The sequence below is a fragment of the Leisingera sp. ABM4_101 genome (assembly GCF_056158725.1).
This window is the reverse complement of record NZ_JBSWTV010000002.1, coordinates 4,015,503-4,041,889: the sequence shown is the minus strand read 5'-3', so window position 1 is coordinate 4,041,889 and position 26,387 is coordinate 4,015,503. Positions and strand designations below refer to the sequence as shown.

28 protein-coding genes and 1 pseudogene are annotated in these 26,387 nt (G+C 64.5%); 18 read left to right on the top strand and 11 right to left on the bottom strand.

Annotated elements, in window-relative coordinates; translation table 11 throughout:
- Positions 1-102: 102 nt before the first annotated feature.
- Positions 103-525, bottom strand: a complete 423-nt coding sequence (locus ACXAEK_RS20890) for a group III truncated hemoglobin (protein WP_475044866.1) — start codon at positions 523-525, stop codon at positions 103-105.
- A 157-nt stretch (positions 526-682) separates the two neighbouring features.
- On the opposite strand from ACXAEK_RS20890, the gene ACXAEK_RS20885 reads away from it, so the two are divergent.
- The 6 genes from ACXAEK_RS20885 to ACXAEK_RS20860 all read left to right on the top strand — a co-directional run bounded on the left by ACXAEK_RS20885 (position 683) and on the right by ACXAEK_RS20860 (position 8,937).
- A complete protein-coding gene (locus ACXAEK_RS20885; RefSeq protein ID WP_475044864.1) occupies positions 683-1,990 on the top strand; it encodes an SDR family oxidoreductase in 1,308 nt (435 codons plus the stop codon).
- 1 nt (position 1,991) lies between these two features.
- Entirely contained in the window at positions 1,992-2,480 is a 489-nt protein-coding gene (locus ACXAEK_RS20880; protein ID WP_475044862.1) for a DUF2269 family protein, read from the top strand.
- Between the two features lie 235 nt (positions 2,481-2,715).
- A complete protein-coding gene (ileS, locus tag ACXAEK_RS20875) occupies positions 2,716-5,658 on the top strand; it encodes an isoleucine--tRNA ligase (protein ID WP_475044860.1) in 2,943 nt (980 codons plus the stop codon).
- Between the two features lie 333 nt (positions 5,659-5,991).
- Positions 5,992-6,675, top strand: coding sequence for a hypothetical protein (locus ACXAEK_RS20870; RefSeq protein ID WP_475044858.1), 684 nt, complete (start codon positions 5,992-5,994; stop codon positions 6,673-6,675).
- Between the two features lie 148 nt (positions 6,676-6,823).
- On the top strand, positions 6,824-7,903 hold the full coding sequence (locus ACXAEK_RS20865) for a peptidoglycan-binding protein LysM (RefSeq protein ID WP_475044856.1): 1,080 nt from the start codon (positions 6,824-6,826) through the stop codon (positions 7,901-7,903).
- 11 nt (positions 7,904-7,914) lie between these two features.
- Positions 7,915-8,937 (top strand): ABC transporter substrate-binding protein, encoded by a 1,023-nt coding sequence (locus ACXAEK_RS20860; protein ID WP_475044855.1) that lies wholly within the window; start codon positions 7,915-7,917, stop codon positions 8,935-8,937.
- Between the two features lie 3 nt (positions 8,938-8,940).
- On the opposite strand, the gene ACXAEK_RS20855 is transcribed toward ACXAEK_RS20860, so the two are convergent.
- Complete coding sequence (locus ACXAEK_RS20855; RefSeq protein ID WP_475044854.1) at positions 8,941-9,306, bottom strand: hypothetical protein; 366 nt, start codon at positions 9,304-9,306, stop codon at positions 8,941-8,943.
- 100 nt (positions 9,307-9,406) lie between these two features.
- Positions 9,407-9,793 (bottom strand): hypothetical protein, encoded by a 387-nt coding sequence (locus ACXAEK_RS20850; protein WP_475044852.1) that lies wholly within the window; start codon positions 9,791-9,793, stop codon positions 9,407-9,409.
- 197 nt (positions 9,794-9,990) lie between these two features.
- On the opposite strand from ACXAEK_RS20850, the gene ACXAEK_RS20845 reads away from it, so the two are divergent.
- Complete coding sequence (locus ACXAEK_RS20845; protein WP_475044851.1) at positions 9,991-10,443, top strand: methylated-DNA--[protein]-cysteine S-methyltransferase; 453 nt, start codon at positions 9,991-9,993, stop codon at positions 10,441-10,443.
- Between the two features lie 102 nt (positions 10,444-10,545).
- Here the strand turns inward: ACXAEK_RS20845 and ACXAEK_RS20840 are convergent, their stop codons facing one another.
- The 6 genes and pseudogenes from ACXAEK_RS20840 to fsa form a co-directional block, all read right to left on the bottom strand.
- A complete protein-coding gene (locus tag ACXAEK_RS20840; protein WP_475044849.1) occupies positions 10,546-11,256 on the bottom strand; it encodes a CDP-alcohol phosphatidyltransferase family protein in 711 nt (236 codons plus the stop codon).
- Positions 11,257-11,295: 39 nt separating this feature from the next.
- Positions 11,296-11,508 (bottom strand): hypothetical protein, encoded by a 213-nt coding sequence (locus tag ACXAEK_RS20835; RefSeq protein ID WP_475044848.1) that lies wholly within the window; start codon positions 11,506-11,508, stop codon positions 11,296-11,298.
- A 115-nt stretch (positions 11,509-11,623) separates the two neighbouring features.
- Positions 11,624-11,851, bottom strand: a complete 228-nt coding sequence (locus ACXAEK_RS20830) for a GDCCVxC domain-containing (seleno)protein (protein WP_475044846.1) — start codon at positions 11,849-11,851, stop codon at positions 11,624-11,626.
- Between the two features lie 48 nt (positions 11,852-11,899).
- Positions 11,900-12,820 (bottom strand): tyrosine recombinase XerC, encoded by a 921-nt coding sequence (locus ACXAEK_RS20825; protein WP_475044844.1) that lies wholly within the window; start codon positions 12,818-12,820, stop codon positions 11,900-11,902.
- Positions 12,817-13,525, bottom strand: a pseudogene (locus ACXAEK_RS20820) (DUF484 family protein). Before ACXAEK_RS20820 ends, ACXAEK_RS20825 begins: the two are co-directional and overlap by 4 nt.
- Before the next feature lie 296 nt (positions 13,526-13,821).
- On the bottom strand, positions 13,822-14,475 hold the full coding sequence (gene fsa, locus ACXAEK_RS20815) for a fructose-6-phosphate aldolase (protein WP_475044842.1): 654 nt from the start codon (positions 14,473-14,475) through the stop codon (positions 13,822-13,824).
- An 81-nt stretch (positions 14,476-14,556) separates the two neighbouring features.
- Here fsa and ACXAEK_RS20810 point away from each other — a divergent pair, with 81 nt between their 5' ends.
- The gene (locus tag ACXAEK_RS20810) at positions 14,557-16,752 is read left to right on the top strand and encodes a primosomal protein N' (protein ID WP_475045336.1); all 2,196 of its coding nucleotides are present in this window, start codon (positions 14,557-14,559) and stop codon (positions 16,750-16,752) included.
- Positions 16,753-16,891: 139 nt separating this feature from the next.
- On the opposite strand, the gene ACXAEK_RS20805 is transcribed toward ACXAEK_RS20810, so the two are convergent.
- Positions 16,892-17,953, bottom strand: coding sequence for a YeeE/YedE family protein (locus tag ACXAEK_RS20805; protein ID WP_475044841.1), 1,062 nt, complete (start codon positions 17,951-17,953; stop codon positions 16,892-16,894).
- A gap of 164 nt (positions 17,954-18,117) precedes the next feature.
- Between ACXAEK_RS20805 and ACXAEK_RS20800 the strand changes: the two genes are divergently transcribed.
- The 3 genes from ACXAEK_RS20800 to ACXAEK_RS20790 all read left to right on the top strand — a co-directional run bounded on the left by ACXAEK_RS20800 (position 18,118) and on the right by ACXAEK_RS20790 (position 20,821).
- Positions 18,118-19,353, top strand: coding sequence for an MFS transporter (locus ACXAEK_RS20800; RefSeq protein ID WP_475044839.1), 1,236 nt, complete (start codon positions 18,118-18,120; stop codon positions 19,351-19,353).
- 147 nt (positions 19,354-19,500) lie between these two features.
- Positions 19,501-20,373, top strand: a complete 873-nt coding sequence (locus tag ACXAEK_RS20795; RefSeq protein ID WP_475044838.1) for a 50S ribosomal protein L11 methyltransferase — start codon at positions 19,501-19,503, stop codon at positions 20,371-20,373.
- A 103-nt stretch (positions 20,374-20,476) separates the two neighbouring features.
- A complete protein-coding gene (locus tag ACXAEK_RS20790; RefSeq protein WP_475044837.1) occupies positions 20,477-20,821 on the top strand; it encodes a hypothetical protein in 345 nt (114 codons plus the stop codon).
- A gap of 203 nt (positions 20,822-21,024) precedes the next feature.
- Here the strand turns inward: ACXAEK_RS20790 and ACXAEK_RS20785 are convergent, their stop codons facing one another.
- Complete coding sequence (locus ACXAEK_RS20785; RefSeq protein WP_475044836.1) at positions 21,025-21,243, bottom strand: DUF1127 domain-containing protein; 219 nt, start codon at positions 21,241-21,243, stop codon at positions 21,025-21,027.
- A 327-nt stretch (positions 21,244-21,570) separates the two neighbouring features.
- Here ACXAEK_RS20785 and ruvC point away from each other — a divergent pair, with 327 nt between their 5' ends.
- From ruvC to ybgC, 7 genes are all read left to right on the top strand, one after another.
- On the top strand, positions 21,571-22,068 hold the full coding sequence (ruvC, locus tag ACXAEK_RS20780) for a crossover junction endodeoxyribonuclease RuvC (protein ID WP_475045334.1): 498 nt from the start codon (positions 21,571-21,573) through the stop codon (positions 22,066-22,068).
- Positions 22,065-22,754, top strand: coding sequence for a Holliday junction branch migration protein RuvA (ruvA, locus tag ACXAEK_RS20775; RefSeq protein ID WP_475044835.1), 690 nt, complete (start codon positions 22,065-22,067; stop codon positions 22,752-22,754). Before ruvC ends, ruvA begins: the two co-directional genes overlap by 4 nt.
- 129 nt (positions 22,755-22,883) lie before the next feature.
- Positions 22,884-23,903, top strand: coding sequence for a Holliday junction branch migration DNA helicase RuvB (gene ruvB, locus ACXAEK_RS20770; RefSeq protein WP_475044833.1), 1,020 nt, complete (start codon positions 22,884-22,886; stop codon positions 23,901-23,903).
- 132 nt (positions 23,904-24,035) lie between these two features.
- Positions 24,036-24,341 (top strand): MazG nucleotide pyrophosphohydrolase domain-containing protein, encoded by a 306-nt coding sequence (locus ACXAEK_RS20765; protein WP_475044831.1) that lies wholly within the window; start codon positions 24,036-24,038, stop codon positions 24,339-24,341.
- Between the two features lie 297 nt (positions 24,342-24,638).
- Positions 24,639-25,304 carry a hypothetical protein gene (locus tag ACXAEK_RS20760; RefSeq protein ID WP_475044829.1) on the top strand — a complete coding sequence of 222 codons (666 nt, stop codon included), beginning with the start codon at positions 24,639-24,641 and terminating at the stop codon, positions 25,302-25,304.
- Positions 25,304-25,846, top strand: coding sequence for an RNA 2',3'-cyclic phosphodiesterase (thpR, locus tag ACXAEK_RS20755; RefSeq protein ID WP_475044827.1), 543 nt, complete (start codon positions 25,304-25,306; stop codon positions 25,844-25,846). Before ACXAEK_RS20760 ends, thpR begins: the two co-directional genes overlap by 1 nt.
- A gap of 58 nt (positions 25,847-25,904) precedes the next feature.
- Complete coding sequence (gene ybgC, locus ACXAEK_RS20750; RefSeq protein ID WP_475044825.1) at positions 25,905-26,288, top strand: tol-pal system-associated acyl-CoA thioesterase; 384 nt, start codon at positions 25,905-25,907, stop codon at positions 26,286-26,288.
- The last annotated feature ends 99 nt before the right edge of the window (positions 26,289-26,387 follow it).

Sequence of the window (26,387 nt, the reverse complement as noted above, 5' to 3'; positions counted from 1 at the left end):
CGCGCGCCAGGCTCATGCCCAGCATGAGCCGCGCCCAAGGCCGCCAAGGCGTTCGGCGCCAGCCGTAGGCCTGCGGGCGCGGGAGCACCACTGTCCGGGCGATCAGAACAGCTTGGGCGGCTGGTCCTTGGGCTGGCGCATTGCGACGATGCCAGTACGGAAGCCTTCGCCGATGCGGTCGGCCAGGGCGCCCCATTGCAGCGCGGTGCGCTCCGGCAACTCCGCCCGCAGCACCCGGTGGAACAGCCCCAGCCACAGCGGGAAATGCTCTGCCTTCACGTCTGGGCGCGAGACATGCACCCGCATCGGATTGCCGCTGTAACTGCGCTCGCGCAGGATTGCATTGCGCCAGAAGCCTGCGATCTTCTCCTCATGTTCGGGCCAATCCGTGACATGTGCGGCAAACACCGGCCCCAGCACATCATCGGCGCGCACCCGCATGTAGAACACCGCCACCACGCGGGAAATCTCCTCAGCGGTGATCTCGAACCGCGCCAGCGGGTTCTGTGTTTCGGTATCGGTCATTGTCTGCTCCGGCCTGCTTTGGCCTGTAGATAAGTGGAAGCCAAGCCGAGCGGAAGGGTAAAGGCGCATCTGCCGCAGGGCTTGTTCGAGGCTCTGCTGGCGCCTGCGGCCGCCACCGCTATGGTGAGCGGGAGATTTGTCAAAAAGGCATTCATTGATGGCGGAGAATGCGAAGAGGGTGCTGGTTTTAGGCGCCTATGGGTTTATCGGGGCTGAGGTGGTGCGCACCCTTCGGGCCGCTGGAATGCATGTGACTGGCCTGGGACGCAGCACCGCGCAGGCAGCGCGGGTGCTGCCGGACGTTTCATTCAAGCAGGGCGATCTCTTGCAGCTTTCGCGGCCTGAGGACTGGGCGCCGCTGCTGCAGGGCGCGGACGCCGTGGTGAATTGCGCGGGGGTTCTGCAGGATATGGCGCCGGGTGAGCTGGAGGCCGTGCATCACACCGCCATCGCAGCCCTGGGCACGGCCTGTGCAGAGCGGGGCATCGCGGTAGTGCAGATTTCAGCGGCCGGGGCAGGTCCGGACGCGGGGACAGAGTTCATGTGCAGCAAGGGGCGGGGGGACGCAGCCTTGCGGGCCACCGGTGCGCCGCTGCGTATCCTGAAGCCAGGGCTGGTGATCGGGCAAAACGCCTATGGCGGCACGGGGCTGCTGAGAATGCTGGCAGCGGTGCCGTGGGTGCAGCCTGTGGCGCTGGCAGACGCGCCGGTGCAATGCATCGGCATGGCGGATCTGGCGGCCGCGGTTGTTGCTGCGCTGCGCGGTGATCTGCCGCAGGGCACCTATGACCTGGTGGAGGATCAGCCGCACAGCCTGGAAGATGTACTGGCAGAGACCCGCAGCTGGCTGGGGTTTGTACCGGCAAGCCTGGTGCTGCGGATCCCGGGCTGGCTGCTGCCGCCGGTTGCAGCCTGTGCCGACGCTTTGGGGCGGCTGGGCTGGCGCTCTCCGCTGCGCTCCACCGCAATGGCCGAAATCCGCAGCGGCGTGCGCGGCGATCCCGCACCCTACCGGGCCGCCATGGGGCAGGGGATTGCGCCGCTCAAGCCCGTCTATCAGTCGCTGTCTCCGGGGCGAGCGCAGCGGCTGGATGCGCGGATGGCTCTGCTGATGCCGGTTGCGGTCGCTGTGCTAAGCCTGTTCTGGCTGGCCTCGGGCCTGATCGGCCTCTGGCAGATGAATACGGCGGCGAAAGTGCTGACGGATGCAGGATGGAGCAGCCTGCCGGCGAATGCGAGCGTCATCTTCTGGTCGCTTGCCGATATCACCCTGGGGCTGGCCATCCTGTGGCGGCCCTGGGCGGCGCGTGCCTGTCTCGGCATGGCGGCGGTCTCGCTGATCTATTTGGCGGCGGCCACTGCCGTTACCCCGCAGATGTGGGCGGATCCGCTCGGGCCGCTGGTCAAAGTGCTGCCGGGGCTGCTGCTGGCGCTGATCACCCATCAACTGCTGCAGGAGCGCTGAAATGGACCTGGACCTGATCCTGCGCTGGCTGCATGTGATCGGCGCCTGTGTGCTGCTTGGAACCGGCGCGGGCATCGCCTTCTTCATGCTGATGGCGCACCGGACACGGGACGCGGCACTGGTTGCCCATACAGCCAGCATCGTGGTGCTGGCGGACCTTTTGTTCACAGCCACGGCCGTGGTTGCCCAGCCCGTCACAGGCGGGTTGCTGGCCTGGCGGCTGGGCTGGCCGCTGAGCGCCGGCTGGCTGGCGCTGTCGCTGGGGCTTTATGTGCTGACCGGTCTGTTCTGGCTGCCGGTGGTCTGGATTCAGCTGCGGTTGCGTGACTTGGCGCGGGAGGCAGCCGCGGCGGGGCAGGTGCTGCCCGCGCGCTACCACCGGCTTTTTGCCATCTGGTTTGCCTGCGGCATTCCAGCCTTTGCCGCGGTGCTGATGATCCTTTGGCTGATGCTCGCACGCCCGGATCTGGGCGTCTGGCTGGTGCGGTGACCAGAACGGTTGGTTCCGCTCGCTGCTGCCCTCATCACTGTGCGGCACATCTGCCGCTTTACCCTGCTGCGCGCCCGTCCTATAAGGCCGTTCATGTCCCTATTCGCGGCCATCATTATTCGAATTATATCCCCGGCGCTCTGAAACCATTGAGCCGCCGGGCAAAGGCGCTTGAGCCATCGCGCTGAACCGAATATCCCCATTTCCGACCTTGATCATCCAAAGGACGCCCCAGATGTGCGCCGACACGCCCCAGACGCCTGACTATAAAGACACCCTGAACTTGCCCAAGACCGCTTTTCCGATGCGCGCGGGCCTGCCCAAGCGCGAGCCCGGCTGGCTGGAGCGCTGGGCGCAGATCGGGGTTTACGACAAGCTGCGCGAGAAGGCCGCGGCGGCCAAGGGCGGCGACGCCGAGCGCAAGCCCTTCACCCTGCACGACGGCCCGCCCTATGCCAACGGCCACCTGCACATCGGCCACGCGCTGAACAAGACCATCAAGGACATGATCGTCCGCTCGCACCAGATGATGGGCTTTGACAGCCGCTATGTGCCAGGCTGGGACTGCCACGGCCTGCCCATTGAGTGGAAGATCGAGGAGCAGTACCGCAAGAAGGGCAAGAACAAGGACGCGGTGCCGGTTGTCGAGTTCCGCCAGGAATGCCGCGCCTTTGCCGACAGCTGGGTCGATATCCAGCGCGAGGAGTTCAAGCGTCTGGGCATCACCGGCAACTGGGATGATCCGTATCTGACCATGAACTACCACGCCGAGGCGGTCATTGCGGATGAGTTCATGACCTTCCTGATGAACGGCACGCTCTATCAAGGCTCCAAACCCGTGATGTGGTCGCCGGTCGAGAAAACCGCTCTGGCCGAGGCCGAGGTGGAGTATCACGACAAGGAAAGCTTCACCATCTGGGTAAAGTTCAAGGTTGCCGAGCCTGCGGATCACAAGCTGGCGGGCGCCAATGTGGTGATCTGGACCACCACCCCTTGGACCATGCCGTCGAACAAGGCCGTCGTTTACGGCGAAGAGATTGCTTATGGCCTCTATGAAGTCACCGGCACTCCGGATGAGTGCTGGGCCGCTGTGGGCGAGAAATACATCCTGGCCGACAATTTGGCTGCGGATGTGTTCAAACGCGCGCGTCTGGCTGAGGATCAGTACAGCCGCGTGGCTGACGTTCCGGCCTCGGAGCTGGCGGGCATCGGCCTGACCCACCCGCTGGCCGGCGCCGAGGGCGGCAATGGCGAATGGGACGATATCCGCGACTTCCGTGCGGCTGACTTCGTGACCGACACCGAAGGCACCGGCTTTGTCCACTGCGCGCCGAGCCACGGTATGGAAGAATTCGAGCTTTACCGCGACCTCGGCATGCTGGAGCAGGTGATCACCTATAACGTGATGGACGACGGCTCCTTCCGCGCGGATCTGCCGTTCTTTGGCGGCAAGTTCATCCTGTCGCGCAAGGGCGGCGAGGGTGATGCGAACAAGGCGGTGATCGACAAGCTGGTTGAGGTCGGCGGCCTGCTGGCGCGCGGCAAGATCAAGCACAGCTACCCGCATTCCTGGCGCTCCAAGGCGCCGATCATCTACCGCAACACGCCGCAGTGGTTTGCCTCCGTCGACCGCAAGATCGACGACGGCATGGACCAGATGGGCGACAGCATCCGCACCCGCGCGCTGCGCTCGATCGACGAGCTGGTGAAATGGTGGCCGCAGACCGGGCGCAACCGCCTGCATTCGATGATCGAAAGCCGTCCCGACTGGGTGCTGAGCCGCCAGCGCGCCTGGGGTGTGCCGCTGACCTGCTTCACCAAGAAGGGCGCGCTGCCGACCGATGCGGACTTCCTGTTGCGCAACGAGGAGGTGAACAAGCGCGTTGTCGCGGAGTTCGAAGAGCATGGCGCCGACGTCTGGTACACCGAGGGTTTCAAGGCCAAGGTGCTGGACGGCATCGTCGATGCGGACGCCTATGACCAGGTGTTCGACGTGCTGGACGTGTGGTTCGATAGTGGCTCGACCCATGCCTTTGTGCTGCGCGACCGTGAGGACGGCACCGAGGACGGCATTGCGGACGTCTACATGGAAGGCACCGACCAGCACCGCGGCTGGTTCCACTCGTCCTTGTTGCAGGCCTGCGGCACCAAGGGCCGCGCACCCTACCGCAATGTGGTGACCCATGGCTTCACGCTGGACGAGAAGGGCATGAAGATGTCCAAATCGCTCGGCAACACCATCGTGCCGGAAGAGGTCGTCAAGCAGTACGGCGCCGACATCCTGCGCCTGTGGGTGGCCCAGACCGACTACACCGCCGACCAGCGGATCGGGCCGGAGATCCTGAAAGGCACCGCCGACAGCTACCGCCGCCTGCGCAACACCATGCGCTTCCTCTTGGGGTCGCTGGGCGACTTCAAGGAAGAGCAGCGGGTGGAGCCGGCAGATATGCCGGAGCTGGAGCAGTGGGTGCTGCACCGCCTGGCCGAACTGGATCACAAGGTGCGCACCGGTTACCAGTCGTTCGACTTCCAGGGTGTGTTCTCGGCGGTGTTCAACTTTGCCACCGTGGATCTGTCGGCCTTCTATTTCGACATCCGCAAGGACGCGCTCTACTGCGACGGCGACACGCTGAACGCCCGCGCCGCACGCACTGTGCTGGACATCCTGTTCCACCGCCTGACCACCTGGCTGGCGCCGATCCTGGTCTTCACCATGGAAGAGGTCTGGCTGGAGAAATACCCGGGCGAGGGGTCTTCGGTGCACCTGCAGGACATCCCGAACACGCCTGCCGACTGGCTGAACGAGCCGCTGGCCGCCAAGTGGTCCAAGATCCGCCAGGCCCGCCGGGTGGTGACCGCGGCGCTGGAGGTGCAGCGCACCGACAAGGTGATCGGCGCCTCGCTGGAGGCCGCCCCTGTGGTGCATGTGCGTGACGGCGAAGCGCTGGAGGCGCTGCAGTCGGTGAACTTTGCCGATGTCTGCATCACCTCGGATATCCAGCTGACAAACGATCCGGCCCCCGCCGAAGCTTTCCGCATGCCGGAGGTGGATGGTGTTTCGGTGGTGTTTGAAAAGGCCGACGGCGGCAAGTGCCAGCGCTGCTGGAAGATCCTGCCGGATGTGGGCAGCCACAGCCACGAGGGCGTCTGCGGCCGCTGCGATAGCGCGCTGGATTAACTGCAGGATTCACCTTCGAATTGTTTGCAACGCCCGGCTTTTTGGCCGGGCGTTGTCATTTTTGCGCTATTGTTGCGAAATTCTCCGCACTTTTACCGTGTGTCGCCTTGTGTTTAGTGGAATTAGATTCCTCTAGATGTTGACCGGTTTTCCACAATTGGTTAAAAATTTGTTAATTCCATGAAGATTTTCAGCCGTCATTTCAAAGCATGGCATGGAGTAGGGGGGCAGTTTTCAATGCTGAAGCTGAAGGCAGACGCGCAACCGGCAGGTGAATCAGCCAAGCCGCGGGGGACATCCATCCGGATTGATGGGGTGTCTGCGCCGAAAAACATGAAAATCGGACTGGTTGCAGACGGCGCGGAGCGCAAGCCGGCCCCGGCCGCAGCCGAAGTGGCGAAACAGGCCCCGGTCAAGCCTGCAGCTGTCAAACCCTCTGCGCCCAAACCCGGCAAACGCGCCAATTCGGCGGAACAGACCGGGCCGCAACCCTTTGCTCCGCCGCAGATGGAAGGCGCAAGCTCTTTGCCGAAGCTGGGGCTGGCGGCGGCCGGACTGGCTGTGGCAGCGGCGATGCTGCTGTATTTCCAGTTCAGCGGCGGCACTCCGGCAGACACGGCGGAGATGGCCGGCCTGCAAGCTGCCGCTGCACCGGATACCCTGGCCGCGGATGTGCAGCCGGCCGGTGCTGCATCTGCTGCGGGCCTGCAGGAAGGCGCGGGCGCCGGGGAAGACGCTTTGGTGGCGCGCATCACTGCCGGAACCCTGGCAGCGCTGCGCAGCAAGCAGGAAAACCCCGAAAACCTGAGTCAAGGCGCCTCTGCCGCGGCAGAAGAGGGAACGGCGCTGTACAAAATGGTGCTGACTGCGGCGGCTCAGGGCCAGTCGGAAGCCTATATCGACCAAATGGTGAACGGTGCCTATGCACGCAAGGAAATCACTGTGCCTGCCAGCCTGATCGGAACCGACGGGCGGGTCGACACCGCCACGCTGCTGGCGCTTTTCGTCGGCAACTAAGGGTTTGCGCCGGCGTTCGCGCCGGAGCTGTTTCCGCAGAAGCCGCGTGCAGAACGCCGCGGCGGGGCGGAATACTATCATAACAAACAGACTAACAGGTGCTGCTGGCCGGAACCGGCTGCAGCACAGACGACTTCCCGGGGGGACTATGAAGAACTATATCGCTGCCGCTGCTATGGGTCTATTTGCCTTTGCAGCCAATTCCGCCGCTGCCGAAACCTGCGGCGGGATCTACTCTGTGCAGCCGGGTGACAGCCTGTCGGTGATCGCTGACAAACTGTACAAGGACGCAGGCAAATGGAGCGCGATCCACAGCCGCAATATCGACACCATCGGCCCCAAGCCGAACGCCCTGCGCGTCGGCATGAAGCTGTCGCTGGCCTGTCTCGAAGGGCTGCCGCTGGGCCTGGAAGGCGGCAAGGAAATCTCTGCCAGCGCGCCGGTGGCGGCCAAGCCGGTGCAGATCGCCTCAGGCAGCGCCGAGGTGCGCCACCGCATCAACCTGCTGACGGCGGATGACTTTGCCCCTTTCACCGGCAAGGACCTGCACAACGGCGGCATGATGACCGACGTGCTGAATGCCGCGATGCGCCACGCAGACCCGGACGAAGGCTATGCGGTTCATTGGGTTGATCTCTGGACCTCGCATGAAGAGCCGCTGTTGTCCAATGCGCTGCTGGACGCGGGCTTCCCCTGGTACAAGCCGGATTGTGAAAACAACCCGGCAGAGCCGCGCTGCAAGAACTTCCTGTTCTCCGAACCGATGTTCGAGGTCCTGGTTCTGATGTTCACCGACAAGTCGCGCCCTCTGACCTTTACCAAGGATGAGGATCTGTTCGGCAAGACCTTCTGCCGCCCGCAAGGCTATGAAACCTATCTGTTTGAGCAGCAGGGCCGCCATTGGCTGCGCGACGGCAAGGTAGAGGTGGTACAGCCGCTGACCACCGCGGAATGTTACGAAATGGTACTGGAGGGCAAGGCCGACGCGGTGGTGATGAATGAATTCACCGGCCGCGCGCAGATCAAGGAACTGGGCCTGTCGGACCGGTTTGACGCAGTGCCAGAGCCGATCTCGATCCAAGCGCTGCATGTGATCGTGCACAAGACCCACCCTGAGGCGCAGCAGCTGATGGACATGGTCAACACGTCTCTGCGCGGCATCCGTGAGGATGGCACCTATCAGGCGATCATCGAAGACCACATGGCCAGGGTCTGGGCCGGATATTGAGGGGGAGAGGCATGTTCAACAGCATCTGCCGCCATCTGCTGAGCCTTGGATTGCTGCTGGGTCTGCCTTCGGCGGCCCAGGCGATCTGCGACGTGGATTACGTTGTGCAGCCCGGCGACAACCTGTTCTCGATTGCAGAGACCCACTATGGCGACCGCGAACGCTGGACGATGATCTATTACCGCAACCAGGATGTGCTGGTGGGCTCCTCGGTGGTGCCGGGCCGCAAGCTGCACATCCCCTGCATAAAACAGGCAACCGCGCCCGATGCGACACCCCTGCGCAAGCAGGACGCGGAGATGACGCTGCTGACGGGCGGCGGATATGCGCCCTTCACCGACCGCGGCCTGCCTGGCCAGGGCATGGTGACAGAGCTGGTCAATGCGGCGCTGGAACTGGCCCCGTCTCCGGTGTCCTATGCGATCAGCTGGGAGGACGACTGGTCCAAGCATCTGTTCCCGATGCTGGATCAAAAGGAGTTCGACATGGGCTTTCCCTGGCTGCGCCCCGACTGCGAGGCAGAGCCGGACAACGAGCGTTGCGCGAATTTCCACTTCTCAGAGCCGGTTATGGCGCTGCCGATCATGCTGTTCGTGCGCTCCGATGATCAATTCGCCTATGCTGCCGACAGCGACATTGAGGGCAAGACCCTGTGCCGTCCCAAGGGCTATTTCACCCATGACCTGAACCGTTCAGGGCGGCGCTGGCTGGATGAGGGCAAGATCACTCTGGTGCAGCCGGACACGCCGGCCGATTGCTTCCGCATGGTGGCGCAGGGGCAGGTGGATGCCGTGGCGGTGAACCTGTTCCTGGGCGCCAACACCATCGTCCGCGAGGGGCTGCGCGACACCGTGCTGCCACTGGAGAAACCGCTGTCCGAAGAGGGCTTGCATGTGGTGATCTCCAAACGCCATTGGCGCGGCACGTCCCATCTTTACCGGATCAATGCTGGGCTGAAGAAACTGCGCGAAAGCGGCCGCTTCGAAGAGATCATGTCGCGCCATCTGGAGCTGTTCTGGGCGCAGCTGCAATAAGGATCAGGCCTGCCAGGCTGAAAAGCTCCTGGCAGCCTCATAGCCGTGACAGGCCGCTTCTGATCCTGTTTCCGGATCCGGCTCTTCGCGGCGGGCGCGCTGCAGCAGCAGATGCGCGGCCAGGACGGCATTTTCCTGAAACAAAGCGGGCGGCCGGTCCGGCCCGAGCAGGCCGCTGCGCGCCTTCAGGCGGCGGCTGTTCTGCCCGGCGGGCGGGTCCTGAGGATGGCTGTCCGGGTCCCGCTCCCGCGGGCTGGTGCTGGCAGATTCGCTGCGCTCAGGGTCGTCCGAGCGGACAACCGGGCGGGCGGTCAGATGACCGCGGTTTGGTTTGGCAGGATCTACCCGGCCTGAAACTGGTACAAACATGGAGCGGAACCTTCGCGCTGGCTGAGAACCGGTCTTGCAGGAAGGTTAACAGATCACGCTTAACAGCATGTTAATGCCGCCCGCACCCGGAAACAGCGGATCAGCCGGTGACCATCCGGGCCTTGGCGTATTGGGCTTCGGCAGCCAGCGCGCTCACCGGTTTTGGGCCGGCCTGGCAGCCATTGGCCAGATCCAGAAAGAAGGCAGCCATGTCGAAGCCATTGATTTGTTGCAGGTTCAGGGCCTCGCTGCGGGCAGCTGCGCGGGCGGGGCCAATGTACTGAGGCGTCAGGGCATCGGGACGTTCTGTGCTCAGCATTTCTTCGCGGGCAGTGCTGCGGGCCAGGCCCTGGCTGCTGCCTTGGGTCAGCGGCGCATCCACCGGCTGGCCGCCTGCTTCTGCAATCGCCGGCTGCCGCTGATAGGCGGCCTGCATCTGCTTCATGCTGTTAAACAGGCTGGCGGAGCTGGAAACTGCAGAAATCATCTTGCTGACCTTTAGTACCGTTCTTGAAACTCACTTTATTATAATTTGATGCAATGGGGTGAGGATTTCTAAACACTGGTTAACGAAGTGTTAACGGCGGAGGCCGAAGCTACTGATCCGTCGGACGGGCCACCGGACGCTCTTGCCTCTGGCGCCAATCCTGCCAGGATGCGCCAGCAGCGCTTCTGGGAGGTTCTATGATTTCAGCAAGTCTTGAAACACCGGTCGGCGCGCTCAGCGTGACGGAGCGGGACGGGGCCATCGTGCGCCTCGCATGGTCGGCGCAGGCAGGCGGCCAGTCCGCGCTGCTGGACAGGGCACTGGCACAGCTGCGCGCCTATTTCGCGGGGGAACTGACAGAATTCGACCTGCCGCTTCAGGTAGAAGGGTCCGGTTTTCAGCGCGCGGTTTGCGATGCGATGGTCGCGATCCCCTTCGGCGAAACCCGGACCTACGGGGAAATTGCCAAGGACCTGGGCGCGCCGCCCCAGCCGGTGGGCAATGCCTGCGGCGGCAACCCTATCCCGGTGATCATCCCCTGCCACAGGGTGCTGAGCGCTACCGGCCTTGGCGGCTTCTCGGGCCAGGGCGGGGTGGAAACCAAAGTGGCGCTGCTGAAGCACGAAGGCGCCGCCAGCCTGCTGATCTGAGCCGCAGCCCGGATGCGCCCTTTTCGCTTCTTTCTGGTAGAAAATACTCCGGGGTGAATGCGTCCCGGCAGGGGCGCAGAGGGGCAAAGCGCCCCTTCATCCTCAAACGGTGGAGGACTTGCGCCGCCGCTCGGGCACGATCTGCTGGGCGATGCCGACGAACAGCAAGTAGACCGAAGTCACAACCAGCCCCCAATGCGCCCAGCTGGCCGGATGGAAATCCACCCAGGCCGCCCAGCCCGCAAAGAAGGTCCAGGCCAGCGCCATGGGCAGCGAAACCTTGCGCCAGCGCACAGTGCGCACCGGATGAATGAACTTCAGCGGCAGGAACATGGCGATAGACAGGAGAGTCACCAGCACCAGGCTGGTCCAATGGCTGGGCTCCAGCGCAAAGATTACCAGCACCGGCATGTTCCAGACCCCGGGATAGCCGGAAAAGGAGTTGTCCTTGGTCTTCATCCGCGTGTCGGCGTAATACATCGCGCTGCCAAAGGTGATCACGATGATCGCAAACCAGCCGGTCCAGCCCGCCATCAGCCCCGACTGGAACAGGGCAAAGGCGGGGATGAACACATAGGTCAGATAGTCGATGATCAGGTCCAGCAGCACCCCGTCGAATTCCGGGGAATACCGCTTGACGTGGTAATGCCGCGCTAGCGGCCCGTCGACGCCGTCCACCGCAAAGGCCACCACCAGCCACAGGAACATCAGGCTCCATTTGCCATCCGCCGCCGCCAGCATCGCCAGCATGGCAAAGACGGCACCGGTTGCGGTCAGCAGATGAACGGAGAGGGCGCGGATCTGAGGTGTCATTTGTCCCTGATGGCGAATTTGCCCCGGACCCGCAACCGTTCAGTGCAGGTTTGGGCGGAATTCCGTACCCTTGGCAAATTGGATCCGCGACATCCGGCGGCCATGCGGGGCAGGATCGGTAATGTCCGGGGCGGAGAAGGGCGGATGAGAAGGCAGATCGCTGATCCGCTCCCAGGGGTGGCTGCCGGGCGGCGGCGCAGGGGCCGCGGGGGCGCCGTCAAAGAACAGGGCGGCAAGGCCGGAACTGGTCATAGCAGAATCCTTTCTGGATCGGTTTCTGCCATCAAGCCTGCACCGCCTTAACAGAGGCTTTCAGCTGCCCGGCGAAAATAGCGCGGATTTTATCTAGTTCGGACCGCCTGCAGCTTCAGCCGCAGCACTTGTGCCCCAATTGCACCGGCGGGCAGGGTATAGTGCCATAGGAGCAGAACACGCAGCAATCCCCGGGCTTTGGCCGCAGCAGGGTGCTGCAGGCGGGGCAGTCATGGAACCACTGGCAGGCGTCCTGCGGCATCTCCAGAGCCGCCTCGTGCCCGCAAGCCGGGCATGTGAGCACACTGATCAGTTCGGGTTGCGCGGATCTGGCGTCAGTCATCGCAGGCCTCCTGCCGCCAGCAAAGGCCAGTCTCTTTGCCTGGTCAAGTCACGCCTTTGGATGGGCCTTGTTGTAGACTTCCATCAGGTGGGTGGTATCGACTGCCGTATAGGCCTGGGTGGTCGACAAGGAGGCATGGCCCAGCAGTTCCTGAATCGCACGCAGATCGCCGCCGGCCTTGAGCAGGTGGGTGGCAAAACTGTGGCGCAGCGCATGCGGTGTGGCGGTGGCAGGCAGGCCCAGCTGGGCGCGGGTCTTGGCCATCGCCCCCTGAATCTGGCGCGGGTTCAGCGCACCGCCGCGCACGCCGCGGAACAGGGGCGCGCCGGCTTCCTGCGGATGCGGGCAGAGCTGAAGGTAGCGTTCCACCGCATCCCGCGCGGCAGGCAGCACCGGCACCACGCGCTCCTTCCGGCCCTTGCCCAGGATGCGCAAGACCGGTGGCAGCGGCGCGTCTGCCCCCGTCAGCCCCAGCGCCTCGGAAATCCGCAGCCCGCAGCCGTAAAGCAGCGTCACCACCGCCACGTCGCGGGCGGCCACCCAGTCCTCTTGCGACTGCAGCTCGACCGTCTCCAGCACCGTCTTGGCGGCCTCAGGCGCCAGCGGGCGCGGCAGCTTCTTCTGGAACTTGGGGGAGCGCGCCAGCAGCACCGCGGCCGGTTCAAAGCCTTCGCGCTCCGCCAGCCAGCGGTAGAAATTCTTAACCGCCGACAGCTTGCGTGCAAGCGACCGCGCGCCGGTGCCGGAGGTGCGCTCGGACGCCATCCAGGCCCGCATGTCTGATGTGGTGATCCGCGCGAGCGCACCCAGACCCTGCGGCCCGCCGCTGTGCTGTGTCATGAAGGTCAGAAAGGCGGTGACGTCGCCGCGGTAGGCAGTGAGAGTGTTGGCGGAGGCATCCTCCAGCCCGCCCAATCGCTCCAGCCACAGCTGCAGCGCATCCCGGCAGGCGGGGGAGATCAGGGTCATGACAGCCAGTAGCGCATCGAACGTTCAAACACGCCGCCAAAAAAGGCCAGCAGGTCGGTGCCCTGCATGGGCGAGAACTGATGCGGGTCTTCAGATCCCATCACCAGCATCCCGGGCAGGCGGCCTTCGCCCAGGTTCAGCATCAGGCAAGCCTCGGAGCGGATCCATTCGGCCTTTTGCCCATAGACGCGCGGGCTGCCGCCTTGGGTCTGGCGCAGCGTGACGGGGCGTTCGCTGCCGGGCTGGCCGGCATAGCTTTCGGTGAAACCGGGGCCCGCCAGTTTCAGAGCGCCTGATTTGCGCTCAATTGCCGCGCCGCCGGGCTGGGCAGTTTCCAGAACCAGCGCCAGCGCATTGACGCGCAGGATCTCCGGCATGTCCTGCTCCAGGCAGGTGAGGAAGGCGGTGAAATCCTGCGGCTCCAGCAGCCGCAGCACGGCGCGGTGAATGAGGTTGGTGCCGGCTGAGGTTGTCATAAGCCGCGGCAATCACTGAGCGGTGGGTGTCCTCCAGCCGGTCCAGCCGCGCCGCCATCCGCTCCATCGCGATGCCGCGCAAATCGACGACATTGGAGCCCATGGCGCGCTCATTGGCGGCTACCAGGGCATTCATCAGGTGCTGGTCCTCCAGCACGGCATCGGGTTTGGCGAGGATCGCCTCGCGCAGCTGGTGTTCCAAATTGGCGGATTGGCTTGAACTGCTCATGGGTGAACTCTTGCGGCTCCGGACCTCTGACGGGTTTGGTGATGTGTATAGCACGGGATTTTTCCAATGCTGAGGAAAAATGCGGGCGCAGCGGAATTTACCGGCAGGGCGTGCTCCCGCCCGTCGCCTGCGGCGTGAAGCGCCGCTGCAGCGCGCCGAAAGGCGCGCTGCCGGGCCCAAGCCGCCAAGCGGTTCGGCAACAGCCGGGGCGCAGGGCTGCGCGGGAGGACTTTGCCTGCAAAGGAAAAGGCGCCCGGTTAAGGGCGCCTTTCCAGGCCTTGCGAACTTCAGGCCAATCAGAGGATCTTGATCTCTGCCGCCTTGATGTCGGCCAGGAAGGCGTCCAGGCCCTTATCGGTCAGCGGGTGGTTCACCATCGCCTTGATCACGGCGGGCGGGGCGGTGATCACATCGGCGCCGATGCGGGCCGAATCCAGCACATGGTTCACCGAGCGGATCGAGGCGGCCAGGATTTGGGTCTCAAAACCGAAGTTGTCATAAATGGTGCGGATGTCCTCGATCAGCTCCATGCCGTCCAGGTTGATGTCATCCAGACGGCCGATGAACGGTGAGATGAAGGTCGCGCCCGCCTTGGCTGCCAGCAGCGCCTGGTTGGCGGAGAAGCACAGGGTCACGTTCACCATGTGGCCATCGTCTGTCAGGGTTTTGCAGGCCTTCAGCCCGTCCCAGGTCAGCGGCACTTTCACCGCGATGTTCTCGGCGATCTCAACCAGCTTGCGGCCTTCGGCGATCATGGTGTCCGCATCGGTCGCGGTCACTTCCGCTGATACCGGCCCCTCGACCAGATCGCAGATCTCCTTGGTCACTTCGATGATGTCGCGGCCGGATTTCTTGATCAGTGACGGGTTGGTGGTGACACCGTCCACCATACCCAGATCGTTGAGCTCGGCAATGGCGCCGATCTCGGCGGTATCTACGAAGAATTTCATGGGGCAGTCCTTTGGATGGGTTGGCCTCGGTCGCTTCTGCCTTTACCTCATGGGATTACGGGCGGCAACATGGGGCTCAGCATGAGCGGGCAGGAGTTCTTTCAGGCAGGCGAGCGGGTCGGGGTGCTGACCACGCAACCCCTTGACCGGCTTCTGGATTACCGCGCCCCCGAGGGCGGCTGTTTCCTCGGCGCCTATGTCGAAGTACCCTTGGGCCCGCGCAAGGTGCTGGGCGTGGTCTGGGGGGCGGGTGCCGGGGACTTCAATTCGGCCAAGCTGCGCGCGGTGATCCGGGTGCTGGACGTGGCGCCGATGCGGGGTGAGATGCGCCAGTTCCTCGGAAAAGCCGCCGATTACACCCTGACTCCGATGCCTGCGATGCTGCGGTTGGCAACCCGCGCGCCGGGTCTTTCCGATCCGCCGTCGATGCGCAAGATCCTGCGCCGGGGCGAGGGGGTGCCCGACCGGATGACCGATGCCCGCAGCCGCGTGCTGGAGGTGCTGGAGGAGTACGGCGGCCTCGCTTTCACGCCCAAGGAACTGGCCGATATGGCCGATGTTACGCCCTCCGTGGTGAAGGGGTTAGTCAAGCAAGGCGCCCTGCGCGAGGAGGAGGCGCCCCGCGATCTGCCCTATCCGCATCTGGACCCGGAACTGCCCTCCAAGCAGCTGACCGAGGACCAGGCCAAGGCTGCCGCCACGCTGGCCGAAGGTGTCCACAGCGGGCGCTATGGCACAACGCTGCTGAAAGGCGTCACCGGATCCGGCAAGACCGAGGTCTACCTGGAAGCCGTCGCTGCTGCCTTGCGCGCCGGGCGGCAGGCGCTGGTGCTGCTGCCGGAAATCGCGCTGACGGCCGAATTCCTCACCCGGGTGGAGGCACGCTTCGGCGCCAAACCGGCCGAATGGCACTCTGGCGCCACCATGACCGAACGCCGCCGGGTCTGGAAGATGGTCGGGCAGGGCGCGGCGCAGCTGGTGATCGGCGCGCGCTCGTCGCTGTTCCTGCCGTTCCGGGATCTGGGACTGATCATCGTCGATGAGGAGCACGACACCTCCTACAAGCAGGAGGACGGGGTCCTTTATAACGCCCGGGACATGGCGGTGCTGCGCGCAGCCATGTGTTCGGCGCAGGTGGTGCTGGCCTCCGCCACGCCGTCGCTGGAGACCTGGGCCAATGCCGAGGCCGGCAAGTACAACCGCCTGAACCTGACGTCGCGTTTCGGTGCCTCTGTGCTGCCCGACATGCGCGCGGTGGACATGCGCAGCGAAGACCTGCTGCCCTCAACCTGGATATCGCCGACCCTGAAACAGGCGATGAAACTGCGCATGGAACGCGGCGAGCAGTCGCTCTTGTTCCTCAATCGCCGCGGCTTTGCCCCGGTCACCATCTGCCGGGCCTGCGGCGCGCAGGTAGCCTGCGACCATTGCGACGCGCGGATGGTGGAGCACCGCTTCATGAAACGGCTGATGTGCCACCAGTGCGGCGAGACCAAACCGGTGCCGGAGGCCTGCCCCTCCTGCGAGGTGGAAGGCAAGATGGCCCCCGTCGGCCCCGGCATCGAGCGGCTGGCGGAAGAGGCCACGGGCCTGTTTCCGGAGGCGCGGATTGCGGTGCTCAGCTCCGACCTGTTCGGCTCCGCAAGGGCGCTGAAGCAGAGGATTGAGGAAATCGCAGCAGGCGAGGCCGACATCATCCTCGGCACCCAGCTGGTTGCCAAGGGACACAACTTCCCGCTGCTGACTCTGGTGGGGGTGATTGACGCCGATCTCGGCCTGCAAGGCTCCGACCTGCGCGCCGCAGAGCGCACCTTTCAGCTGATGCGCCAGGTGGCGGGCCGGGCGGGCCGCGCCGAGCGGCCCGGTGAGGCGCTGATGCAGACTTTCCAGCCCGAACACCAGGTGATCCGGGCGATCCTGTCCGGCGATGAAGAAAGCTTCTGGAAGGCGGAAGCGGCCGAGCGCCAGGCGGCCGGTGTGCCGCCCTATGGCAGGATGGCCGGGATCATCCTGTCGGGGCGGGATCTGGCGGCGGTCTTTGACCTCGGCAATGCGATGGCCCGCAATGACGGCCCCCTGCGCCAGATCGGCGCCCAGCTGTTCGGCCCGGCACCGGCCCCCATTGCCCGCGTCCGCGGCCGCCACCGGGTGCGTCTGCTGGTCAAGGCGCCGAAAGGCGTGCCCTTGCAGGAGGCGATTGCCCGCTGGACGGCGCCGCTGCGTCTGAAGGGGGATTTGCGGCTGAGCATCGACATCGACCCGCAGAGCTTTTTCTGAGGCCAGGGTGGCGGGGGCGCTGCCCCCGGCCCTTGCGGGCCTCCCCCGGGATACTTGGGGCCAGAAGAAGAGGGGATCCTTTCTTCTTCTGGCTTCAAATATCCCGGAGCGCGAGGCAGAGCGTCGCATAAAATGCCTGTCAGGCGCTTGCGGTTTCAACTGGAGCACGGGTCAGAATGCTGGTTGCCATGGCGCCGATCCACATGAAGAACAGCGCCGCCCAAGCCGTTCCAACAAAGATCGACCCGCCGGTGACACCAGCGCCAATGGCGCAGCCGCCCGCCAGCATGCCGCCAAATCCCATCAGCGCGGCGCCGGTCATCGACCTGCGCATGGTGGCAGCATCGTCAAAGGCCTGCAGCTTCATTTCTCCGGCCAGGGCGGCAGCCATCATCGCGCCGATGAACACGCCAGGCACCAGGCCGATGTCGAATTCCAGTACCGCGCCGCGGTCCAGGAAGAACATCAGCGTATGCGCCGAGGGGCCGGTGAAGGTGGCGCTTTCGATTTGCACCGGGTCAAAGGCCACCTGGCTCAGCGCATAGGTCAGCACCCAGCCTAAGGCGACTGCAAACCCAACGCCGGAGGCAAAGACCAGCCGTGCCGTGCCGATCCGGTTCCGGCGCGCCAGCACCAGCGCCAGCGCTGCTGTACCCATACCCAGCACCAGCCCGCCGGTTTGCGGCAGACCGAGGGCGGCCAGCAGGTCCAGGTTGCGGCCGCCTTCGGTGATCCACAATCGAGCCAGCCAGTCCCGGGCCGGCGACAACAGGCCAGAGAGGCTCATCTGTGCCACCACTGCGAAGATCAGTCCGGACACCACCGAGCGCAGATTTCCGGTGGCCGCCAGCACCAAAAGCCGCCCCGAACAGCCGCGCGCCAGCACCATGCCGCAGCCGAACATCAGCCCGCCGAGGACGGCGCCGGACCAGCTGCCGGGCACCGCCATCATCCGGGCATCGGCGCTTTCCATCAGCCCCAAGAGCTGCGCTGCCTGTACCCAGACCACGGCAGTGGAGAAGGTCAGCAGCCAAACTGCCACCTTGTCCCCCAGCCGGCCGCTGGCGAATTCTACCGTTGCCGCCCGCAGGCAGAAGCGGGACCGCTGTGCGGCGGCTCCGAACACTATGCCGGTGGCAAGGCCCAGCAGCGCCGCTGCCGGTGCCTCGCCGATGCGGTCAGCCAGGGGCACCAGATCCATCACACACCTCCAAATTCACGAAATTGCATATGTGATTTCAGACGCGGCTGTCTTGATGCAGATCAGAAACCGCCCTGCGCCGGTTTCTGCGCGCTGATGCGAGGGTCGGTGTGCAGGCCGTCTTTGCCCTCGCCAAAGGCTCCGGACAGGCGTACATCCAGGGCATGTTCAAACCGATGCCCCTGCATGAGGCGCAAGGCCTCCCGTTCTGGCGCCGCCCCGTGACGCTCTTGTTCCTGATGGCGCTGGCGATGCCCATTGCCTTCAACGCCTGGAGCGCGCTGCTCAACAACTTCGTGATTGAGGCAGCGCAGTTTGATGGCGCCGATATCGGCCTGCTGCACACGGTTCGGGAGATCCCGGGCTTCCTGGCGGTGGGGGTGATTGCCGTCATCCTGTTCATCCGCGAACAGGTGCTGGGTCTGATCTCGCTGATGCTGCTGGGTGTGGCCACGGCTGTAACCGCCTGGTTCCCAAGCTTGGGCGGGCTGTTGATGGTGACGCTGCTCAGCTCGATCGGCTTTCACTACTACGAGACGGTGAACCAATCGCTGCAGCTGCAATGGCTCAGCAAGGAGAAAGCACCGCAGACGCTGGGCTGGCTGGTGGCGGCAGGCTCTGCTGCGACGCTGGTGGTCTATGGCCTCATCGTGCTGACCTGGGACCGGTTCGATCTGGCCTATAACACGGTTTTCCTGGCGGCAGGCGGGGCAACGGCCTTGATTGCGCTGATTGCGCTCTTTGCCTACCCGCAGTTTGACGCACCGCACCCGCAGACCAAGAAACTGATCCTGCGCAAACGCTACTGGCTGTACTATGCACTGCAGTTCATGGCCGGTGCGCGGCGGCAGATCTTTGTGGTCTTTGCCGGCTTCATGATGGTCGAGAAATTCGGTTTCGACGTGCATGAGCTGACCGGGCTCTACCTGATCAACCTGGTGATCAACATGACCGTGGCGCCGATGCTGGGCAAAGCGGTGGCGGTCTTTGGTGAACGCCGCACACTGATCTTTGAATACGCCGGTTTGGCGATTGTCTTTGCGGCTTACGGCGGCATCTACTGGTTCGGCTGGGGCGTGGTGATTGCGGCGGTGCTTTATGTGGTGGACCACGTGCTGTTTGCCCTGGCGCTTGCGCTCAAGACCTATTTCCAGAAGATCGCTGATCCGGGCGACATCGCCCCTACGGCGGCGGTGGCCTTTACCATCAACCACATCGCGGCGGTGTTCCTGCCGGTGCTTCTGGGCCTCCTGTGGGTGTATTCGCCGGGCCTGGTCTTTGCCCCGGCGGCAGCGATGGCGCTGATTTCGCTGTCGCTGTCGCTGCTGATCCCGCGCCACCCTGAACCGGGCAACGAGACCATCTTCAGCAAATATGCCCGGCCCGCGCCGGCCGAATGACCCTGCAGCCCTGTTGCGCAAGCCGCGGGGCGAGCGCCCGCGCACGGGGGGGAGCGCGGGCGCTGCCCGGCCTTGCGGCTGGGCGGGGCGCTTGACGCGGGGCGCGTGTCAGCCTAGGCGCTGGGCAACAGTTTCAGGAGAGACGCCATGACCACCTTCACCGCCCTCACCACTCTTCCCGGAAAAGCCCAGGCCGAAGCGCTGGGCGAAGCCATGGAACGGCTGAACCCGGAACCCACTGGTGTCGGCGTCTTTGAGATGGAAGACGGCTCCGGTCTGTGGGAAGTGGGCGGCTATTTCACCGAAGCGCCGGATGAGGCGGGCCTGGCGCTGCTGGCCGCGATGCATGAGGCCAAGCCCTTTGTGGTCTCCGAGGTGCCGGAAACCGACTGGGTCGCCCATGTGCGCCGTGAGCTGGCACCGGTCGAGGCGGGCCGGTTCTTTGTCTATGGCTCCCATGATGCTGACAAGCTGCCGGAGGGCCGCATCCCGCTGCTGATCGAGGCGGCGATGGCGTTCGGCACCGGCCACCACGGCACCACGCTCGGCTGCCTCAAGGCGCTGGACCACCTGCTGGACCAGGGGTTTCGTGGCGAAAAAGTGGCCGATATCGGCTGCGGCACCGCGGTGCTGGCCATGGCCGCGGCGCGGGTCTGGGACGGTGCGATTCTTGCCAGCGACATTGACGAGGTTGCGGTCGAAGTCGCCGAGGCGAATTTGAAGGCCAACGGCATGGAAGGGCAGGTTGCCTGCCTGGAGGCGGCCGGTTTCGATCATCCCGACCTGCAGGCGCAGGCGCCCTATGACCTCATCTTCGCCAATATTCTGAAGGGGCCGCTGGTCGCTTTGGCGCCGGATCTGGCGGCGAATCTGCGTCCTGGCGGTTATGCAATTCTCTCTGGCATTCTGAACGAGCAGGCCGATAGCGTGGCCGAAGTTTATGCACAGAACGGCATCAATCCGGAGCGCCGGGACGAAATTGGTGAATGGACAACGTTACTTCTCCGTAAAGCGGGTTGATTAAAACAAGTTTGCGGCGAATTTGAATGGTTCGCCGCATTTCTGCCGCATTCTGAGCCAACAATGGGCTATCCGCTGGTGGGGGCCAGTTCGGAGGCGAGTTATGGGGGAAGACCGTAACCAGTTCCAGGCGCGTTTGAAGCAGATCAACCGCAAGCATGAAGCCTTGTCTGGGGGCTATTCGGTAAAGCTGCGGCCGGACGGGCTGCTGGTGGTGAAGCCGCACAGGGTGCAGTCGCGGATCTCGGGCCGCACCGTGATCTTTTTCCTTGCAGCATTTCTGATGTTCAAGGGCTTTCTGATGGCAGCACTTGGCTTTGGCAGCTACGATGAGCGGGTGCAGACCCTTGCCGTGGGCACCGGGCTTGAACGGGCCGGGGCCTTTGTGATGCAGGCGGACCCGCTATCGGTATTCATCGCTCAAAAGATCGGACCCATCCTGCGCTGATGGGCTGCCCTGGCGGAGTGTTCCGCCCGGGATCCAGCTGTGGGGGCTGAAAGGGCCGCTGGCGGGGGGAGCCGGCGGCTCTTTTTAATCGGCAAGGCGGCTGCCGCACTTGCAGGCCGGCAATAAAAAACGCCGCGGCCTTTTCAGGTCCGCGGCGTTTCCCTATTCGCCCCGAGGGAGGAGGCAGGGCGGAATCAGGTGTCTCAGAGGACGGTTTTGCCGGTGGCCACGCCTTCGATGTCACCGCGGCACATGCCGATATCGGCCAGCTCGCGGTCGGACAGGCCGGACAGCGCGTTGCGGGTTGCACGGGCGTCGTTCCAAGCGGCAATGGCGCCGGTTGCAGCGGCGGCCAGTGCGCCGACGCGGCCAAACAGGCCGGTGGAACCATAGGTGGTACGGGTGGTGTCAAAAGCGGCCATGTCCTTGTCCTCTGATTAGGTGTTAGCAAGCGTTCGCGTCATTGCGATGAGCCGCATCTAGTGCCGGGTGATTTCCGCAGCAAGGCCCGAATTTGCATGTGTCATATGCGCTGTGCGCATAGCTTTGCGCCTTATAAACAAGGGCTAAACGCTTGGTTGCCCAATTGTGGCGAAAGTGTCGGTGCAGCATAGGCAACTGGTCGGTTTCAGGCGTCATTTCCGCCGGGACGCAATTGCCGCGCGAGGGAAAGCAATTGGACATGTTCGCGTTTTGTGCTAGCCGTAGGGAAAATAATTTTGAACAAGCAGGCAGGGACCGGGCAGATCATGCGGATTTTGGGAATTGATCCGGGGTTGCGGAACCTTGGATGGGGCGTGATCGAATTGCGCGGCACCAGGCTGAGCCATGTTGCCAACGGCGTCTGCACCTCTGACGGCGACGATCTGGGCGAGCGTCTTTTGTCGCTGCACAATCAGGTCTCCGAGATCATAGAAGACTATGCACCGGATCAGGCGGCGATCGAACAGACCTTTGTGAACAAGGACGGCGCCGGCACGCTGAAGCTGGGCCAGGCGCGCGGCGTTGCGCTGCTGACGCTGGCCAAGGCCGGACTGCCGGTGGGCGAATACGCTCCGAACCGGGTCAAGAAAACCGTGGTGGGCGTAGGCCACGCCGAAAAGGAGCAGGTCATGCATATGGTCAAGCTGCAGCTGCCCGGCTGTTTGCCCAAGAACGCGGATGCGGCAGATGCGCTGGCGATTGCCATCTGCCACGCTTATTACGGCGGCACGCAGCAGCGCCAGCTGAGGGAGAAGCGCGCATGATCGGCAAGCTGACAGGCCGTCTTGACTACCGGGCGCAGGATCATGTGCTGATCGACGTGCGTGGCGTCGGCTATATTGTCTATTGCTCCGACCGCACCATGGCGGCGCTGCCTGGGCCGGGTGATCCGGTGGCGCTCTATACGGACATGGTGGTGCGCGAGGATCTGATGCAGCTCTATGGCTTTACCTCGCTGGTGGAGAAAGAATGGCACCGCTTGCTGACCTCGGTGCAGGGGGTTGGGGCCAAGGTCTCTCTGGCCATCCTAGGCGCCTTGGGGCCGGATGGCGTGAGCCGGGCAATTGCGCTGGGCGACTGGGCTTCGGTCAAGGCGGCCAAGGGTGTTGGTCCCAAGACGGCGCAGCGCATCGTGCTGGACCTCAAGGACAAGGCGCCCGGCGTGATGGCGATGGGCGGCACCGTGGTGGACGCGATGGACGGCCCGGGGCTGGAGGTGATCGAGGACGCCGATCCCGCGCCTGCTGCGAAGCCGGCCCGCAAGGCGCCGCCTAAGAAACCCAGCGGCGCGGCGGCAGCCTCCGCCGGGGCGCTGTCGGCCTTGGGCAATCTCGGCTATGGTCCCTCGGACGCAGCAGCGGCGGTGGCAGAAGCCGCCGCCACTTATCCGGATGCGGATGAGGCAGAACTGATCCGCGCCGCGCTGCGCCTGCTGGCGCCGAAGGGGTGAGGCGTATGGGCGTTAAATTTCAATGTATCGCTCGGCCGATAGGCCGGGCAGCGCCCGACCGCCCCCATGGGCGGGCGCTTTGCTTCCGCCCGCGGCCGGGCGCTGCCCTTTATGCCAGGGGAAATGACTATGATTGACGCCGATCCCGCCCTGCGCCCTGACCCCTTACCTGAGGACAACGACCGCGCCCTGCGTCCGCAGGGCCTTGGCGAGTTCATCGGCCAGGCCGAGGCCCGCGCCAACCTGCGCGTCTTCATCGAAAGCGCCCGCCGCCGCGGCGAGGCGATGGACCACACGCTGTTCCACGGCCCTCCGGGCCTCGGCAAGACCACCCTGGCCCAGATCGTTGCGCGCGAACTGGGAGTGAACTTCCGCATGACCTCCGGACCGGTGCTGGCCAAGGCCGGCGACCTGGCGGCAATCCTCACCAACCTGGAAGCCCGCGACGTCTTGTTCATCGACGAAATCCACCGTCTGAACCCGGCAGTGGAGGAGGTGCTCTACCCGGCGATGGAGGATTTCGAGCTGGATCTGGTGATCGGCGAAGGCCCCGCCGCGCGCACCGTGCGGATTGAGCTGCAGCCCTTTACTCTGGTCGGCGCCACCACCCGCATGGGGCTGCTGACCACGCCCCTGCGCGACCGCTTTGGCATCCCGACCCGGCTGCAGTTCTACACCATCGACGAGCTGTTTGAGATTGTCAGCCGCAACGCCCGTAAGCTGGGCGCCCCGGCCGATGACGCCGGTGCCCGCGAGATCGCGTGGCGCGCAAGGGGAACGCCAAGGATTGCCGGGCGGCTCCTGCGCCGCGTGGTGGACTTCGCGGTGGTGGAGGGCGATGGAACGATCACCCGGGAGCTGGCTGATGGCGCCTTGACGCGGCTGGGGGTGGATCAGCTGGGGCTGGACGGCGCAGACCGGCGGTATCTGACGCTGATTGCCGAAAACTACGGCGGCGGGCCGGTGGGGATCGAGACGATCTCGGCGGCCTTGTCGGAAAGCCGGGATGCGCTGGAGGAGGTGATCGAGCCCTATCTGCTGCAGCAGGGGCTGATCCAGCGCACACCGCGCGGCCGGATGCTGGCGCAGAAGGCCTGGACGCACCTGGGCATGGCGCCGCCACGCAGTCAGAACGATTTGTTCGGGTGACACCGGGGTGTGCCACTATAAGTTGTGTCAGTGACTCTGCCCCAATGTTTCGCGCGCGAAACATACGGTCATAGGTGCTGACCTTTTTTGAGGCGGCTCAATCTGGTTTCCCGCGGCCCGCAGGAGGAAAGCATGACGCAAGGGGGCACTGTTTCGGAACTGACGGATCTGGCCCGCCAGGTTGCCGCGATCTATGCCGGGCGGTTCGGGATTGAGCGAGATCCGGCCTGGTACCTGGGTAAGATGACGGAAGAGCTGGGCGAGGTTGCCTCGGCCTATCTGAAGCTGGCGGGGCAGGGCCGCGGGGAGGCTGCACGGCAGGATCTGGAAGATGAAATTGGTGATCTGCTCGGTTTTCTTCTGCTGTTTGCCGATTGGCAGGGAATAGATGCCGCTGCGGCCTTGCAGCGCAAATGGGGAAGGTACCTGCAGGAGTAGCAGGGTCCCGCCCGGCACGGCGGCATCGCAGATGCCTTGCGCCAGTTGGGCCGGGCGCCGCGCTGGCGCGCGGCGTGCCTCCGGCGGGGATATTTGCGGCAAGAGGAAGGCGCAGCGCATGGCCTGTCTGCTGGAAGGATCTAGCGGGCTGTCCGGAACCGCGCCGCGCCAGTGGCGCCGGGCCCAAGGCTGCTTGCGGCCGCCTGGCGCAGCCAGGGGGGCGGGCAGGCGCGGGAGCTCCCCCTTGCCGCGGCGCGCGCCAGGCGGCATAGACGGGGCAGTACCAAGGAGACGCAAATGACCGCCCAGTTGCCAGACCTGACGCCGGAACAGATTGAAGCCCTGTTCACCCGCCATGACGGCTCTTACGCCTTTGCCCGCTGGGGGCGGCCGGTGGCGCCGATCGTGTTCGGGGTTCAGGACGAGACCCTGAAAACCGTCAAGGGCGCCTTGGAGGCGGTGATGACCTTGGCGGGCCATCAGATGGCCGAGACGGATCCGGAGCTGGGCTCGAACCTGATGTTCTTCTTCTTCCTGGACTGGGATGAGCTGCTGGCGGTTCCAGACCTGGACCGGTTGATTCCGGGGTTGCAGGAGCTGGTTGGACGGCTGAAAGAGGCGGATGCCAGCCAGTACCGCACCTTCCGCTTTGACGATCAGGGCGGGATCAAGGCGGCGTTTGTGTTCCTGCGGATGAAGGGCGCCTTGTCGCAGATGCCGGCCGAGACCCTGGCGCTGACCCAGGCGGTGCAGGTGGCGCTGATGTGGGGCGATGGTGCCTTTGCAGAGGCCTCGCCGCTGGCAGTGATCCCGGAAACCGGTGCCACCATCCTGCGGCCGGAGATCGCCGGGGTGATCGCCGCGGCCTATGACCGGATGATGCCGGTTGCGGCAGAGGATAAATCCCACGCCCTGCGCTTGTTTGCGCGGCTGCAGGCGCCGGCGGAACCGCCGCAGGGCTGATGCGCGCCTTCGTCGGCCTGCCGCTGCCGGACGCAGCCCTGGATGCGCTGGAACGGGTGCAGGAAGGGCTGACCGTGGGGCGGCATGTCCCGGCAGAATACATGCACCTGACGCTGGCTTTCCTTGATGACCAGCCAGAGGCCGCGCTGCAGGCCTTGCATCAGCTGCTGGCAGAAATCAGCGCGCCGCCATTGACGCTGGCCTTCAGCGGGCTGGACACTTTTGGCGGCAAGCTGCCGCGGGTGTTGGCGGCGGAGGTGCGGAAAACGCCGGAGCTGGCGCATCTGCGCGACCGGGTCCGCAGCGCTTGCCGCCAAGCCAGGATCGATCTGCCCCGGGAGCGCTTCCGCCCGCATGTGACCCTGGCGCGTTTCCCCCGGCACATGGAGGCCGGGGGAGTCGAAAAAATAGCCCGCTGTCTGGCCGCAGCAGCGGATTTCAAGCTGGAGTGCGAAGCAGACAGTTTGGCGCTGTTCCAGTCCACGCTGGCCCCAGAGGGTGCGCGCTATGACGTTTTGGCGGAATATCCGCTGGAGGGGTGAGCCGCTTGCAGCGGTTTGGCGCGGCTTTTAGGGTGCGGGCAAGCGTAAGGAGCAGGCAATGGATCACCAATTCCCCGTCCGGGTCTACTACGAGGACACCGACATGGGCGGGATCGTCTACCACGCCAATTACCTGCGGTTCATCGAACGCGCGCGCAGCGACTGGGTGCGCGGGATCGGCATTGATCAAAACGCCATGCGCGAGGCCGGGCTGATCTATGTGGTGCGCCGGATCGAGGCGGATTACCTGGCGCCCGCAAAGTTCGACGAGGAGCTGGTGGTCACGACGTCGCTGCAAAGCCTGACCCCCGCCAGGATGACCCTGAATCAGGAAGTCGCGCGGGACGGTCAGCCGTTGTTCCGCGCCCTGGTCACCATCGTTTGCATCACTACGGGCGGCAAACCGGCCCGGCTTCCGGCAGAGATTCGCGCATTGCGGTAACATTTGGCGCAAGGCCGCCTGTTTTAATGGCCTTTGCCATTGAACTGCGCTAGCTTCGCGTCAAATAAGGCCGGATAAACGGCCGGGACATCGTAGAGC

Coding starts and splice junctions, on each gene's coding strand:
- ACXAEK_RS20890 (WP_475044866.1), bottom strand. CDS start 525: ATGACCGATACCGAAACACAGAACCCGCTGGCGCGGTTCGAGATCACC.
- ACXAEK_RS20885 (WP_475044864.1), top strand. CDS start 683: ATGGCGGAGAATGCGAAGAGGGTGCTGGTTTTAGGCGCCTATGGGTTT.
- ACXAEK_RS20880 (WP_475044862.1), top strand. CDS start 1,992: ATGGACCTGGACCTGATCCTGCGCTGGCTGCATGTGATCGGCGCCTGT.
- ileS (WP_475044860.1), top strand. CDS start 2,716: ATGTGCGCCGACACGCCCCAGACGCCTGACTATAAAGACACCCTGAAC.
- ACXAEK_RS20870 (WP_475044858.1), top strand. CDS start 5,992: ATGAAAATCGGACTGGTTGCAGACGGCGCGGAGCGCAAGCCGGCCCCG.
- ACXAEK_RS20865 (WP_475044856.1), top strand. CDS start 6,824: ATGAAGAACTATATCGCTGCCGCTGCTATGGGTCTATTTGCCTTTGCA.
- ACXAEK_RS20860 (WP_475044855.1), top strand. CDS start 7,915: ATGTTCAACAGCATCTGCCGCCATCTGCTGAGCCTTGGATTGCTGCTG.
- ACXAEK_RS20855 (WP_475044854.1), bottom strand. CDS start 9,306: ATGTTTGTACCAGTTTCAGGCCGGGTAGATCCTGCCAAACCAAACCGC.
- ACXAEK_RS20850 (WP_475044852.1), bottom strand. CDS start 9,793: ATGATTTCTGCAGTTTCCAGCTCCGCCAGCCTGTTTAACAGCATGAAG.
- ACXAEK_RS20845 (WP_475044851.1), top strand. CDS start 9,991: ATGATTTCAGCAAGTCTTGAAACACCGGTCGGCGCGCTCAGCGTGACG.
- ACXAEK_RS20840 (WP_475044849.1), bottom strand. CDS start 11,256: ATGACACCTCAGATCCGCGCCCTCTCCGTTCATCTGCTGACCGCAACC.
- ACXAEK_RS20835 (WP_475044848.1), bottom strand. CDS start 11,508: ATGACCAGTTCCGGCCTTGCCGCCCTGTTCTTTGACGGCGCCCCCGCG.
- ACXAEK_RS20830 (WP_475044846.1), bottom strand. CDS start 11,851: ATGACTGACGCCAGATCCGCGCAACCCGAACTGATCAGTGTGCTCACA.
- ACXAEK_RS20825 (WP_475044844.1), bottom strand. CDS start 12,820: ATGACCCTGATCTCCCCCGCCTGCCGGGATGCGCTGCAGCTGTGGCTG.
- fsa (WP_475044842.1), bottom strand. CDS start 14,475: ATGAAATTCTTCGTAGATACCGCCGAGATCGGCGCCATTGCCGAGCTC.
- ACXAEK_RS20810 (WP_475045336.1), top strand. CDS start 14,557: ATGAGCGGGCAGGAGTTCTTTCAGGCAGGCGAGCGGGTCGGGGTGCTG.
- ACXAEK_RS20805 (WP_475044841.1), bottom strand. CDS start 17,953: ATGGATCTGGTGCCCCTGGCTGACCGCATCGGCGAGGCACCGGCAGCG.
- ACXAEK_RS20800 (WP_475044839.1), top strand. CDS start 18,118: ATGTTCAAACCGATGCCCCTGCATGAGGCGCAAGGCCTCCCGTTCTGG.
- ACXAEK_RS20795 (WP_475044838.1), top strand. CDS start 19,501: ATGACCACCTTCACCGCCCTCACCACTCTTCCCGGAAAAGCCCAGGCC.
- ACXAEK_RS20790 (WP_475044837.1), top strand. CDS start 20,477: ATGGGGGAAGACCGTAACCAGTTCCAGGCGCGTTTGAAGCAGATCAAC.
- ACXAEK_RS20785 (WP_475044836.1), bottom strand. CDS start 21,243: ATGGCCGCTTTTGACACCACCCGTACCACCTATGGTTCCACCGGCCTG.
- ruvC (WP_475045334.1), top strand. CDS start 21,571: ATGCGGATTTTGGGAATTGATCCGGGGTTGCGGAACCTTGGATGGGGC.
- ruvA (WP_475044835.1), top strand. CDS start 22,065: ATGATCGGCAAGCTGACAGGCCGTCTTGACTACCGGGCGCAGGATCAT.
- ruvB (WP_475044833.1), top strand. CDS start 22,884: ATGATTGACGCCGATCCCGCCCTGCGCCCTGACCCCTTACCTGAGGAC.
- ACXAEK_RS20765 (WP_475044831.1), top strand. CDS start 24,036: ATGACGCAAGGGGGCACTGTTTCGGAACTGACGGATCTGGCCCGCCAG.
- ACXAEK_RS20760 (WP_475044829.1), top strand. CDS start 24,639: ATGACCGCCCAGTTGCCAGACCTGACGCCGGAACAGATTGAAGCCCTG.
- thpR (WP_475044827.1), top strand. CDS start 25,304: ATGCGCGCCTTCGTCGGCCTGCCGCTGCCGGACGCAGCCCTGGATGCG.
- ybgC (WP_475044825.1), top strand. CDS start 25,905: ATGGATCACCAATTCCCCGTCCGGGTCTACTACGAGGACACCGACATG.